This is a genomic window from Rhodococcus sp. GB-02, assembly GCF_053470465.1.
Genome location: NZ_JBPUKE010000001.1, coordinates 1,106,653 through 1,119,380, shown reverse-complemented (window position 1 = coordinate 1,119,380; position 12,728 = coordinate 1,106,653). Strand labels below are relative to the sequence as shown.

Genomic DNA, 12,728 nt, shown 5'->3' with positions numbered 1-12,728 from the left:
CGATCACTGGTAGACGGAGGTCTCGAATTCCAGGTATCCGTTGATGGATCCAGCGTCCGCGAACGGCAGAATCTGTGTTGCCCAGAACCCGCCGACGCCGGTCTGCCGGTCGATCCAGTAGTAGAGGTTTGCAAGACCCGCCCAAGCCAGTGATCCGGCCGGCCGGCCGGTGGGTGCCACCTCTTCATTTGTCATGAAGGAGTATGCCCATCCCTTTGGCAAGCCGGGGAAGAATTCCGCATCGTTGGACAGCGTTGGAAGTACTCCGGGCAACAACCCGACGTGCTGGCCTTCGAGTCCGTTCCGTACGGCTGCAGCGACCGTCTCAGGCGCCAACACGCGGCCCGCAGTACCCGCGCCGTCGTTCAGCCACATACGGATGAACTTCATGTAGTCGCCGACAGTGCCGTGCAAACCGTGACCACCCATGTGCACCTCGGGCTCAGCCGGAAGCTCGAATCCTATGAGCGGAGTGAGGCTTCCGTCGCTCTCACGCTGATGGATCGGTGCAAGGCGACCCTTCATCGACGGGCTCATCGTGAATGCCGTATCCGTCATCTCGAGAGGTTCGAAGATGCGCTCGCGCATGACATCGCCGAGCCGCTGACCTCGAATCGACTCGACGACCTGACCTGCCCAGTCGATATTGGTGCCGTACTCCCACTTCTCACCCGGATCGAAGAGCAACGGCGTCGTGAGCGCGGCTTTGCTACACGTGATCACGCTGGGCTGCCCGTGCTCCTGCGAGAGCCGATTGTAGGACTCGTTGAAGAAGTCGTACCCGAACCCCGCGGTATGAAGAAGAAGCATGCGAGTGGTGATGTCTCGCTTGGGTTCCCGAAGAACGGGGTTTCCGCCGGCGTCGAAACCGTCCAGGACCTTCAGCTCACCGACTTCGGGAATATAGGTCGCAGCGGGCGCATCGAGATCGAGCAACCCCTCCTCCACACACTGCAGGACAGCGGTACCGGTGATCGCCTTGGTCGTGGAGAAGAGCGCAAAAGTTGTATCAAGGGTCATCGGTTCGGCGTGACCGAGAGTCCGCTCACCGGCTGCACCCTCGTAGATGTTGCCTTCTCGATCCGTGATCATCGCGACGACACCCGGGACACGGTCAGCCCCCTGAGTTGCTCGCGCCAGCACGTCGTCGAGGCGCTCCTTCGAAAGAGGTTTCCGCGCAATATCTTCGATCGTCACTGCATTTCTCCATCCGACTCGCAACTTGTCTTGTCGAACAGAATGTAACGGCGATCACACACCCGGTTCTGCCTCGAAACGGCAGAAGATCTGTCTCTTTTCGGCAGAACCGGGCAAAACTTCGCTTCAGCTCTGAGGCGCTCCGATGTTCACCAGCCAGGAGATACCGAATCTGTCTGTACAGGAACCGAATTCGTCGCCCCACATCTGCTTCTCGAGTGGAACGCTCACCGTTCCTGTTCCCGACAACTGCTCCCAGTACCCGCGCAGCACGTCACCGTCGTCGCCGCTGAGGCTGACCGTGATGTTGTCGCCTGGGTTGTACGGCATGCCAGGCGGAGTATCGGCACCCATCAGTGTGTATCCCTGGTCGGTTTCGAGCATTCCGTGCATGATCTTGTCGCCGCCTTCACCGGGATTGCCGAATTCACCGAACGTGCTCAGCGCCAGTGTGCCACCGAAGATTTCTTTGTAGAACTCCAACGCCTCACGGGCATTGCCGTTGAAGCTGATGTACGGATTGAGTCGAGTTGCCATGACGTACTCCTAGCTCGTGGGATTGCTGTCACGTTCGAATTCAATCCTTGCAGAACGCTCCGACACGAAACAACGGATCAAGGCAGTTCATCCACTGCGTAAACCGATCGTCATGACCGTTCAAACAGCTGTCCTCAGAGTCGGTTCCGAGTCTCGGAAGGTAGCTCGCCGAACCGTTTCCGGTATGCCGCCGCAAACATACCCAGATTGACGTAACCCCAGGCGTTGGCGATTTCGGAGACGGTTCTCCCATCGGAACGCAACAGTTCGCTGCGTACTCCCTCCAGTCGACGAGTGCGCAGTCGTTGCCCCGGCGTGGTGTCTCGGTACCGTCGAAATCCCGCAGTGAGCGCTCGGACGCTGACGCCCACCGCAGCCGCGATCTCCGACGCCGTCGGCACCGAGCGCGCAAAGGTATCGATGTACTCCTCTGCCGATCGCACGTAGGCCGGTTCGGCGGAGGCGACGTCGACGCCGAGTTGCAACCCGGCCTGCGTCGCCCACTCGTCGAGAAGCTGAGCCGTGACCAGTTCTTGAACCCTGACGCCCAGCCTTTCCCCCGACATCGCGTCGGGCGACTCTGCAATTGCGCGAACGACGTAGTCCATCAATGCGAGCCAACTCGAACCCCGCCCGCCGATGGTGCACTTGTGCCGCCACAGGCGGTCGTCGGGAACTACCCCGTACCACTGCTGGGCGTGATCGGCGACAAGCTGATGCGGCACAGTGAGATTCAGCTGCAGATGATCCTCATCGAATTCGACGAAGTAGTCGGTCCGGCTACAGTCTGCGACAAAGGTCTCCCCCACTCCGGTATTCGCCGCAACGCCCCGGCCAAGAGCATGTCGACCGTTGCCCCTGATCGTCGTCAAGACCAGAATGTTTCCGGCTTCAGGCGAACATTCACCGACGGAGACCGGAATCCCGTAACAGAATCTGGTGACGTCGATCTTGCCGACTGCCGCCGAGTACATGTCCGAAGCCGGCTTCAACCGACTTCCGATCGGCGTCACCGTATAGGGCATGTAGATGTTGTCGGACCACTCCTTGATGCGGTCCCAGTCCTGAGAAAAGGCCTGATGATGCTGCATGGTGGGCCGACCGGCCGCGTCGATGAGCAAGGCGTCCTCGAACATGGTTCGAGTATCGCACCAGGGTCGGGGAAGGTCACGCAAAGTCAGATGACGTGATCTCTGCTCGTACGGCGGCAAAAAGCAGCGAATCGACCGCGGCCCCCCGGATCACCATGTGCGCCCGCATCAGCCCCTCCTCCACCATTCCCATTTTGGTGAGCACCGACGCCGACGCCGCGTTCTCCGGACGACACGTTGCCTGCACACGTTGCGTTCCAAGGCGAGCAAAGGCGAGTTCCAGAACCGCGCTCCCCGCTTCGGACGCATAACCCCGCCCCTGGAACCTCGGGTTCACGACGAAACCGAGTTCCGCCCTTCGATGCGCGGCGGATACTTCCCACACAGCTACTGAACCGATGACCGCTCCGTCGACCTTCGACGTGATCGCCAGGGTGAATGATCGACGCTCGACGCCCGCGGCTTCCAATGCCGCGTCGGCCAGGAATGCCCTGGTCACCGCCGGAGTGTTCGGACCCCAATCCACATATCTACAGACGGCAGGGTCTGATGCGTACTGATGGACGTCATCTTCATCCCCGAATGTGAAGTCTCGAAGGACGAGGCGTTCGGTAGTCAACGTGAACATCCAGCGATCGTAAATTAAACGCGAAAAGCATATTGACTCGAACGCATGTTCGAGTATTGTTGACGGTGGGGATCGGGGATTCAATGAGTGTCTTGTTGTCGGACGTGGTGTCGGGTTCTGCGGTAGGGGTTACGCGGACGTCTGACGGCGGTTGTCTGCTGCTGAGTTGCGAGAGGCTGCGGTGTCGGCGAGTGCGCCGGAGCGCTGCAGGCGGAAGCCGTATCGCGAGTGGCGGTCGTGGACGAACTCTCGTTGCGTTCCGATGATCAGGTGATTGCCAGTCGCGGTGTCGGTTCGTGGTTGGTCAACACGATGCTGCAGGTGGACGGGAAGAAGATCGCCGCCCTGGGTGCGCCGTTGCGGCCGTTCCCGGCTGTGGCTGCTCGTTCGATGACGGGGATTGTCGTTCGATCATGCCGCCTTGATCGTGGCGTTCGCGAGTAACAAGATCCCCACCGAAGTGGGATGCCGGAGGAAGCGCTATCGAAGACATCGATTTGTTGTTGGCGGCTTCGTCGGTGTGGAGGCGACGACGACAAAGGTGCGGAATGTTATCGCGACGTTGGAGCGGTTGTTCGAAGTCCGATGGTCCGCCCGCCGAAGATGTCGACCGGAACGAGTTGCGGATCGCGTCACCTCGACGTTGAACGGTCGGGTGGTGGTCCGCGGAGATTTCGACGCCCTCACCGGCGAAATGCTGCTGTCGGCGTTGTCGATTTGACGATGCCACCCCGGCGCCGGACGGCACTCCCCGATACCGGTCGGCGGCGAAGCGGACCGCGGACGCTTGGTTCACCGAACGATCCGCGCTATCTGGATTGCGCCAAGACCGGTACCGATGGTGGGCAGCGTCCGCAGGTGAACGTGCACATCAATGCTCGTGTCTGAGCAACTTGGGACTGCGCCGCACGGTCTTCGGGGAACAGTGGTGACCAGCGGTACTCTGGACCCCGCCGATCTTGATGTCGGCACATGCCGTGGCTCGGGCCGCTGTCGGTTTCGCAGACGAGGTTGTTGGGGTGTGATTGTTTCCTGTCGACGGTGTTGCTGGACGATCATGGCGCGCCGCTCGATGCGAAACCCGGAAAGCGGTTGGTCACCGCCGAACAACGGGTCGCGTTGATTGCCCGCGACAAGGGCTGCGCGTTCCCGGGCTGTTCGTGTGTTCCGGCGTGGACCGATGCGCACCACATTAGGCACTGGGCTAACGGCGGCCCGACGGTGATGAACAACCTGGTCCTGCTGTGCCGTTCACATCACCGGCTGATGCACCGCAAGACCGGGTTCGTCGAAAAATGGGTGATCCGCATCGGCGTCGACAACAAGCCGTGGTTCATCCCACCGCCCTCGATCGACCCCGGGCAGCACCCCAGGCCGGCGAACACAACCTTCAAAACCTGAGAACAGCTTCTCAGGCACAACAGAACACGGCCCGAGCACCGCATCGAAGGGATCCCCCGATGCGGTGCCAACCGTCCGTGACGGTTGATGAAGTTGTGCCCTCGATCAATCAGCGGGTCAGCACAAGCCCGGATGTCGGAACGCCCGTTCCCGCAGTCACGAGTACATTTTCGACGGAGTCGACCTGGTTGACCGAAGTACCGCGGATCTGCCGAACACCCTCGGCGATACCGTTCATCCCGTGGATGTATGCCTCACCGAGCTGTCCGCCATGGGTGTTGATCGGAAGCTTGCCGCCGAGTTCGATTGCGCCACCGGCGATGAAGTCCTTCGCTTCTCCCCTGCCGCAGAAACCGAGTTCCTCGAGTTGCATCAATACGTAGGGCGTGAAGTGGTCGTAGAAGACCGCCGTCTGCATGTCCGTCGGGCGCAGCCCACTTTGTGACCAGAGTTGATCGCCGACAAGGCGCATCTCCGGTAGGCCGGTCAAACCGTCGCGGTAGTAGCTGGTCATGATGTATTGATCTGCCCCGCTGCCCTGTGCGGCGGCTGCGATAACGGCAGGGGTGTTCTTCAGATCCTTGGCTCGTTCTGCCGAGGTGACGACGATGGCGATGCCGCCGTCGGACTCCTGGCAGCAATCGAGGAGATGCAAAGGTTCGGCGATGAATCGCGAATTCTGATGGTCCTCGAGAGTGATCGGTTTTCCGTAGAAGAATGCCTTCGGATTGGTGGCTGCATGCTTGCGGTCCGCGACGGCGATTCGGCCGAAGTCCTCGCTGGACGCTCCGTAGGCGTGCATGTATCGCTGTGCGACCATCGCGACAAACGATGCGGGCGTGCCCAATCCGTGAGGATAGGAGAAGGCGTTATCCGTGCCCGACGAATTGACCTGCGCCACAAGACCGGAGTTCACCTGACCGAAACGCGCACCCGACCTCTCGTTGAACGCGCGGTAGGCGACGACGACGTCCGCGACGCCAGTGGCAACAGCCATGGCCGCCTGCTGAATCGTCGCCGCAGCGGCACCGCCGCCGTAATGGATACGGCTGAAGAACTTGAGGTTCGGGATACCCACCGAACGAGCCACCGCCACTTCGGTGTTGGTGTCCATGGTGAATGAGGTAAGACCGTCGACGTCGGCGGGTGTCAGACCGGCGTCGTCCAACGCGGCTTGAACAGCCTCGGCGGCCAGTCGCAGTTCACTGCGACCGGAGTCCTTCGAGAAATCCGTGGCGCCGATTCCGACGATCGCGGCCTTGCCGGACAATGCGCTCATTCAATGTCTCCGTTCGAGCCCGATGCCGGAAATGCCAGTGTGACCTGCGCAGTGATGTGATCTCCCAGACTGTTCTTGCCGACCACCGCGAGCGAAGCGAGATCCTCGTCGTAGGCGGTCACCGTACCGGAGAGCGTCAACGTGTCGTAGGCGTACCAGGGGACTCCGAGGCGAAGTTTGATCGACGTGAGTACTGCCCGCGGTCCTGCCCAGTCAGTCACGAATCGCTGCACCAGGCCGGTGTCGGTGAGGATGTTCACGAAGATGTCCTTCGAGCCGCGTTTCTGTGCGAGGTCGCGGTCGTGGTGAACATCTTGAAAGTCTCGGGTAGCGAGCGCCGCCGAGACGACGAAAGTCGGGTCGCCGTAAATCGAGAGCTGCGGAAGAATCTCTCCCACAGTGATATCCGTCGTCGAAGTCATCATCACTCCTTCACCGCAGACACAGCAGAAACCGCAGACACAGCAACCGGCTGCCAGGCGTACAGAGTCCAGGGAGTGCCGCCGGTCTCGTCGTCGCCAGGGAAGTCGAGGTAGATCGCCTCCACCTCCATTCCGATCGATACGTCCGAGGGATCGACACCGCGCAATTCGCCGAGCATCCGCACACCCTCCGGCAGTTCGACCAGGGCCACGACAAACGGCAACGACCGACCAGGAACCTTGGGGGCGTGGTGAACGACAAAACTGAAGACCGTTCCCCTACCGGACGCGACCACGTAGTCGGTCTGCTGCGACTTGTCCTTCCAGATCGCGGGCACCGGCGGGTGCTGCACCGAACCGTCCGCACGCAGTTGAATGCGCAACTCATGTGCAGCAACACCGTCCCAGAAGAACTGCGTGTCGAGAGATGCTGTCGGGCGCAGCATCCGAGATGCGTCCAGGTCCGCAGGCACGTCAGTGGCGGGACTCTCGCTGACTGGCGGCGCAAACTTCAAGATCCGGAACATCATCTCCGAGACCAGTTCTTCGCCGACCCGCCAGTAGCTGCGGGTAGTGAAGAACCAACCTTCACCGAGACCTGTCTTCTTCGGCCCCACAACGTCTTCCAACACCGACGAGATGGTGACTTCTTCACCCGGCTTCAGATAGCGGTGGTAGATCTGATCGCAGTTGGTCGCGACGACGGACGTGAATCCGGCTTCGTCGAGTATGTCCGTCATCCGGCCCAAGGGATCGTCGGCTTCTCGAACCGCACCCAGACCGCGCATCGTCCATACTTGCGCCATCGCCGGCGGCGCGACTATGCCGTCGTGTCCGGCGGCGCGGGCAGCCGATTCGTCGACGTAGATCGGGTTCTCGTCTCCGATCGCCTCGACCCAGTTGCGGATCATCGGCAGGTTCACGGGGTCCCGGCCGGCGCGAGGAGCGCTTGGCCCGTCCTCTCGAACCCGTTCGGCAGCAGTGAGAATGGGATCTGACACGGTTTGTTTCCTATCTCGGAACGCGGGGAAGCTTCAGGCCGGCGGTCGCGATCAATTCGCGCATCACCTCGTTGACTCCACCGCCGAAGGTGATCACCAGGTTGCGCTTGATCTGCATGTCCAGCCACTCCATGAGATCAGCCGTTTCGGGATCGATCGGATTCCCGTACTGCCCGACGATCTCTTCTGCCAGTCGACCGACTCGCTGGATGCGTTCGGTCGCAAACACTTTGGTTGCCGAAGCGTCGGCGATGTCCACCGAATCCGAATCACTCGACGCCACTTGCCAGTTGAGCAGTTCGTTGAGCCGGTACGTCGCGTGAATTTCGCCGAGTGCGCGCCGTACGTCGACGTGATCAAGCAGGTTTTCACGCTTGGCCCAATCGAAGACGTGGTCGTAGATCCCTGCGACCCGACCTGCCGGGCCGAGCATGACGCGTTCGTGGTTGAGCTGCGTCGTGATCAGGCGCCAACCTTGATTCTCCTCACCCACAAGCATGTTCGCCGGAACGCGAACGTCCTCGTAGTAGGTGGCGTTGACGTGATGCGCGCCGTCGCAGGTGATGATCGGGGTCCAGGTGTAGCCGGGATCCTTGGTGTCCATGATCAGGATGGAGATGCCGCGGTGCCGTGAATCGGCAGACCCTGTCCGTACGGCGAGCCACACGTAATCGGCGTCATGCCCGCCGGTGGTGAAGATCTTCTGGCCGTTGACGACGTATTCGTCACCATTGCGTGCCGCCGAGGTACGCAGTGCTGCAAGGTCGGTACCGGCATCCGGTTCGGTGTAACCGATCGCGAAGTGCACTTCACCGGCGAGGATCGCGGGCAGGAATTTCTGCTTCTGCTCCTCGCTGCCGTATTTCTGCAGAGTCGGGCCGACGGTCTGCAACGTGACCGAAGGCAGTGGGACATCTGCCCGCACAGCCTCGTTGACAAAGATCTGCTGCTCGACTTCTCCGAACCCACGTCCGCCGTACTCCACCGGCCAGCCGACGCCGAGCCAGCCGTCCTTGCCCATACGACGGATGACCTCACGATAGGTAGGGCCATGCCGCTCCACACGCATGATCTTGGCCTCTTCGGGCGAGATCAGCGTCGAAAAGTAGCGTCGAAGTTCAGCTTGCAATGCGCGCTGACTGTCGGTCAGATCGATGAACACCGGGCCCCCACGAGGTCGAGTCGCTGCGAAGCGCCGCCGAGCAGGCGCGCCAAGTCTTTTGCAGTCGAGTAGTAACGATGAAGCGGATAAGTCACGTCGACGCCCAGACCTCCGTGCAAGTGGTGAAGCACCTGCATCGTGGCGGGCACTTCTTGGGCGATCCAGTACGCCATGACGTCGAGGTCCGACTGGGCATCCAGGCCCTCCGACACGCGCCAGGACGCCGACAACGCCGCGACGTGAAGGGTCCGGGAGGTGACGTAGGCGTCGGCTATCTGTTGTGAGACTGCCTGGAACGTGGCGAGCGGCTTGCCGAATTGCTCACGCGAGCCGACGTGTGTCGCAGTGAGATCGACGGCGCCGGAAACCAAACCATCGGCGACGGCTCCGATACTCGCCATGGCGATCCGGTACAGCGTCTGGACGGCTTCCTCGCCCGCACCGAGAAGTTCACCGACTGCCTCGTCCATGGTGACTCCGAACTCAGGACTGCCGGACGAACTGGGAGTCGGTGTCAGTGCGACGCCGGCGGCAGTTGGATCGACAAGAACGACTCCGGCGTCGGTGGGCACAAGAATTCTGTGTGCGCTCGCCGCGAAGGGCACGGCAAGCACTGTTCCGCTGACGCGATACCAGTCGCCTGACTGCTGCGCGGTAGTCGACGGCTGCGCCGGGAACTGCTGCCCCGGCTCACCGAGTGCCGCGGTGAACACCCGCCCGGCGCCGACTCCGGCGAGCAATTCGTCCTGCTGAGCATCGGTCCCCAGAGCAACGATGGGGAGTACGCCGAAGCCGAGGGTCGCGAGAGCCGGAATGGGAGCGGCGGCTCGGCCAACCTCGACGAGAAGAGCGCCGACGTCGGTGACCGAGAGGCCCTCGCCGCCCAGACGCTCGGGCAGTGCCAACGTGAGCAGGTCGGCTTCGGCGAATGCCGCCCAGAGCGCGTCCGGCTCCAGTTCGCGGGCAAGGAGCGCGGTAGCCACCTCGGCTACCGCTTCCTGGGTTTCATCGGGAGTGAAGTCCACGCTGGCAATCCTGTCTCTGATGTAGAACGTGTTCTAGTTGTATCACCAACGTGGACATTTCTAAAGGCCTCTACTCACGCCGTCTAATCACGGGGCAGGCCCAGAATTCTCTCCGCGGCAACGGTCAACAGAATCTGCGTGGTTCCGCCGGCAATCGACAGGCATCGCGTGTTGAGGAACTCACGCGAGAGCGGACCCTCCACCCATCCGGCCGAGCCACCCAATTCCATGGCGAACTCTGCGACATTCTGACGCTGGCGCACGCCCACCAGCTTGCGGACGCTCGACGCCGGGCCCGGATCCTGACCATCCAATTGCCGCAGTGTCGTGCGCAATTCCAGCAACGAGCCGACCATGGCGGTTCCGATCAGCCCACCGAGCTTGTCGGCAACCACAGGATCAGGATCGCCTGCCAGCTCGAGCAATTCCTCCATCGCACCGCCGAGCGAAGAGCCACCGCTCATCGCGACTCGCTCGTTGGCGAGGGTCGTGCGGGCCAGCTTCCAGCCTCCACCGAGTTGGCCGACGACGCACTCGTCCGGCACGAAGACGTCGTCGAGGAAGACTTCGTTGAACAGGGCGTCTCCGGTGATCTCACGCAGCGGTGAGATCCGAATCCCAGCCGTCTTCATGTCGAGAAGGAAGTACGTGATGCCCTTGTGCTTGGGAACATCGCGATCGGTCCTGGCAAGGCAGATGGCCCAGTCAGCTTCACGTGCAAGTGAAGTCCAGACTTTCTGACCATTCAGCTTCCAACCGCCTTCGACCTTTTCCGCGGTCGTGCGCAGTGCTGCAAGATCCGAACCTGCACCAGGTTCGCTGAAGAGCTGGCACCAGGTGATCTCGCCCTTGAGCGTCGGAGTCGCGAATCTTTCGATCTGCTCCGGACTGCCGTGCTCGAGGATGGTTGGCACTGCCCACCACCCGATCACCAGATCGGGGCGGCCGATACCGACGGCCGCCAACTCTTCTTCGATCAGAATCTGTTGCGCGGCCTTGGCACCCCGGCCGTACGGCTTGGGCCAGTGCGGTGCAAGGTAGCCCGATTCGGCCAACGCGTTGCGCTGTTCGGATTCGGGCAGCGCCACCAATTGCGCTACCTCTTCGCGAATGTCGGACCGGTCGGATTCGAGCTCACTCAAGTCGATCTGAAGGTGACGCCGTGCGCCGCCGATCGTCAATTCCGCGACGCGTGCGCGCCAGTGAGACGATCCGCCCAGAATCTGCCGGAGCGACAGTGCTCGACGAAGGTAGAAGTGCGCCTCGTGCTCCCAGGTGAATCCGATTCCACCGAGCACCTGAATGCAGTCTTTTGCCGTGTCGACTGCGGCGTCCAGCGACACCGCGGCCGCCACTGCTGCGGCGATCGGAAGTTCGTCGCCCGACTCGGCAGCGACCGCGGCGTCCCAGGCAACCGCTCCGGCATTCTCTACGCGGCACAGCATTTCGGCACAGATGTGTTTGATCGCCTGGAACGAACCGATGGGCTTTCCGAATTGTTCGCGAATCTTCGCGTACTCCACCGCAGTACGCAGACTCCACGCCGCAATTCCGGCTGCTTCGGCGGCCCCCAGTACCGCCGCGAGATCGGAAACCGATCCGGGCGCAATGTCATCGAGGATTCGGTCGGCGTCGACCGTCACTCGGTCGAACGAGACCCGTGCCAGTGGTCGTGACTTGTCGATCGTGTCGACGGCGTCGTAGGTCACGCCTTCGCAATCGCCGTCGACGAGAGCCCAGACGACACGCGAGCCGTCACCTTCAGAATTCACGTCTACCGACACGAGTACCGATACGCCCGAATCTCCACCCCAGGCGTAACCTCCTTCGCCATGAAGCTCGATGCCACCGGACGCGTTCGCCGTTGCCGCAACTGGACTTTCGTCCAATACGACGGCGCACGGCAACGCACCATCGGCGAGCGTTTCGGACCAACGCTTGGCAGCGGGCGACGAACTTCGCCCCACCACCAGAGCTGCCAGCGCAGTCGTGAGAACAGGACCCGGCACGAGTTCGATTGCCGCCTGCTCGAGCATTGCTGCGAGATCGACGATTTCGGCTCCGGCTCCGCCTACCGATTCGGGAACGGCGACCGAAAATATCCCGAGAGACCCGAACTCGGACCATTTCTCCCGCCACGAAACTGCTGGTCCACGGCGTACCATGTCCATCGGCGTGGCCGAGCGAGCCCAGGCCTCTATCGATTCCTGGACCGCCCGCTGTTCATCGGTCGTGGCGATTGTCACAACTGGTTCCCGCCTCTCGATAAGTGACACAATTGTTTAGAACGTGTTCTAATATGACACCTGGCCAAGAGTCAAGGCGCGAAGGAATTTGTCGATGACCACAACATCCCGATCCCGCTCCAACGCGGTTGCTTCTGCAACGCTCGGGGACGACGATCTCAGCTCCAACGCGCAACGCGAACGCCGCAAGCGGATTCTCGACGCAACCCTCGCCTTGGCGTCCAAGGGTGGCTACGAGGCTGTCCAGATGCGCGCCGTGGCCGAGCGCGCCGACGTCGCAGTCGGAACGCTCTATCGCTACTTCCCGTCCAAGGTTCACCTGTTGGTGTCCGCTCTGGCACGCGAATTCGAGAAGATCGATTCCAAGGGCAAGATCCCACCCGGAACCAGCCCGCTCGAGCGGATGCAGCTGATCCTCAGCCTCATCACCCGCGCGATGCAGCGCGATCCACTCCTGACCGAAGCCATGACTCGCGCGTTCATGTTCGCCGACGCCTCCGCAGCGGCAGAGGTCGATCAGGTGGGTCAGTTGATGGACCGCCTCTTCGCACGAGCGATGACCGAAGAGGAGCCGACCGAGGAGCAGTTGGCGATCGCACGCGTGATCTCCGATGTGTGGCTGTCCAATTTGGTGGCATGGCTCACGCGACGTTCTTCGGCCACCGATGTCGCCAATCGACTGGAATTGACGGTTGAACTGCTGCTCGGTGACGGAACTCGGAAACCCGAATAGACGTCC

11 protein-coding genes and 1 pseudogene are annotated in these 12,728 nt (G+C 61.6%); 2 read left to right on the top strand and 10 right to left on the bottom strand.

What is annotated here, in order from left to right:
• Positions 1-3: 3 nt before the first annotated feature.
• The 4 genes from ACSW29_RS05340 to ACSW29_RS05325 form a co-directional block, all read right to left on the bottom strand.
• On the bottom strand, positions 4-1,143 hold the full coding sequence (locus tag ACSW29_RS05340) for a serine hydrolase domain-containing protein (RefSeq protein WP_317827683.1): 1,140 nt from the start codon (positions 1,141-1,143) through the stop codon (positions 4-6).
• A gap of 180 nt (positions 1,144-1,323) precedes the next feature.
• A complete protein-coding gene (locus ACSW29_RS05335; protein WP_230814758.1) occupies positions 1,324-1,734 on the bottom strand; it encodes a VOC family protein in 411 nt (136 codons plus the stop codon).
• 134 nt (positions 1,735-1,868) lie between these two features.
• Positions 1,869-2,870 (bottom strand): AraC family transcriptional regulator, encoded by a 1,002-nt coding sequence (locus ACSW29_RS05330; RefSeq protein WP_230814757.1) that lies wholly within the window; start codon positions 2,868-2,870, stop codon positions 1,869-1,871.
• A gap of 31 nt (positions 2,871-2,901) precedes the next feature.
• Positions 2,902-3,453 carry a GNAT family N-acetyltransferase gene (locus tag ACSW29_RS05325; protein WP_317827496.1) on the bottom strand — a complete coding sequence of 184 codons (552 nt, stop codon included), beginning with the start codon at positions 3,451-3,453 and terminating at the stop codon, positions 2,902-2,904.
• Between the two features lie 83 nt (positions 3,454-3,536).
• Here ACSW29_RS05325 and ACSW29_RS05320 point away from each other — a divergent pair.
• Positions 3,537-4,854, top strand: a pseudogene (locus ACSW29_RS05320) (DUF222 domain-containing protein).
• Positions 4,855-4,963: 109 nt separating this feature from the next.
• On the opposite strand, the gene ACSW29_RS05315 reads toward ACSW29_RS05320, so the two are convergent.
• From ACSW29_RS05315 to ACSW29_RS05290, 6 genes are all read right to left on the bottom strand, one after another.
• A complete protein-coding gene (locus tag ACSW29_RS05315; protein ID WP_448276736.1) occupies positions 4,964-6,133 on the bottom strand; it encodes a lipid-transfer protein in 1,170 nt (389 codons plus the stop codon).
• On the bottom strand, positions 6,130-6,555 hold the full coding sequence (locus ACSW29_RS05310) for a MaoC family dehydratase (RefSeq protein ID WP_230816668.1): 426 nt from the start codon (positions 6,553-6,555) through the stop codon (positions 6,130-6,132). The genes ACSW29_RS05315 and ACSW29_RS05310 overlap by 4 nt, the downstream gene beginning before the upstream one ends.
• 2 nt (positions 6,556-6,557) lie before the next feature.
• Positions 6,558-7,556 (bottom strand): bifunctional MaoC family dehydratase N-terminal/OB-fold nucleic acid binding domain-containing protein, encoded by a 999-nt coding sequence (locus tag ACSW29_RS05305; protein WP_317827498.1) that lies wholly within the window; start codon positions 7,554-7,556, stop codon positions 6,558-6,560.
• 10 nt (positions 7,557-7,566) lie between these two features.
• On the bottom strand, positions 7,567-8,718 hold the full coding sequence (locus ACSW29_RS05300) for an acyl-CoA dehydrogenase family protein (RefSeq protein ID WP_317827499.1): 1,152 nt from the start codon (positions 8,716-8,718) through the stop codon (positions 7,567-7,569).
• Entirely contained in the window at positions 8,703-9,743 is a 1,041-nt protein-coding gene (locus ACSW29_RS05295; protein WP_317827500.1) for an acyl-CoA dehydrogenase family protein, read from the bottom strand. The genes ACSW29_RS05300 and ACSW29_RS05295 overlap by 16 nt, the downstream gene beginning before the upstream one ends.
• 83 nt (positions 9,744-9,826) lie before the next feature.
• Positions 9,827-11,989, bottom strand: coding sequence for an acyl-CoA dehydrogenase (locus ACSW29_RS05290; RefSeq protein WP_448276733.1), 2,163 nt, complete (start codon positions 11,987-11,989; stop codon positions 9,827-9,829).
• 94 nt (positions 11,990-12,083) lie between these two features.
• Here ACSW29_RS05290 and kstR point away from each other — a divergent pair, with 94 nt between their 5' ends.
• Positions 12,084-12,722 carry a cholesterol catabolism transcriptional regulator KstR gene (kstR, locus tag ACSW29_RS05285; RefSeq protein ID WP_003945752.1) on the top strand — a complete coding sequence of 213 codons (639 nt, stop codon included), beginning with the start codon at positions 12,084-12,086 and terminating at the stop codon, positions 12,720-12,722.
• Positions 12,723-12,728: the final 6 nt, after the last annotated feature.

Bases quoted from the DNA above. Each gene is read 5' to 3' on its own strand.
- ACSW29_RS05315 (WP_448276736.1), bottom strand. From the start codon at position 6,133: ATGAGCGCATTGTCCGGCAAGGCCGCGATCGTCGGAATCGGCGCCACG.
- ACSW29_RS05310 (WP_230816668.1), bottom strand. From the start codon at position 6,555: ATGACTTCGACGACGGATATCACTGTGGGAGAGATTCTTCCGCAGCTC.
- ACSW29_RS05325 (WP_317827496.1), bottom strand. From the start codon at position 3,453: ATGTTCACGTTGACTACCGAACGCCTCGTCCTTCGAGACTTCACATTC.
- kstR (WP_003945752.1), top strand. From the start codon at position 12,084: ATGACCACAACATCCCGATCCCGCTCCAACGCGGTTGCTTCTGCAACG.
- ACSW29_RS05330 (WP_230814757.1), bottom strand. From the start codon at position 2,870: ATGTTCGAGGACGCCTTGCTCATCGACGCGGCCGGTCGGCCCACCATG.
- ACSW29_RS05335 (WP_230814758.1), bottom strand. From the start codon at position 1,734: ATGGCAACTCGACTCAATCCGTACATCAGCTTCAACGGCAATGCCCGT.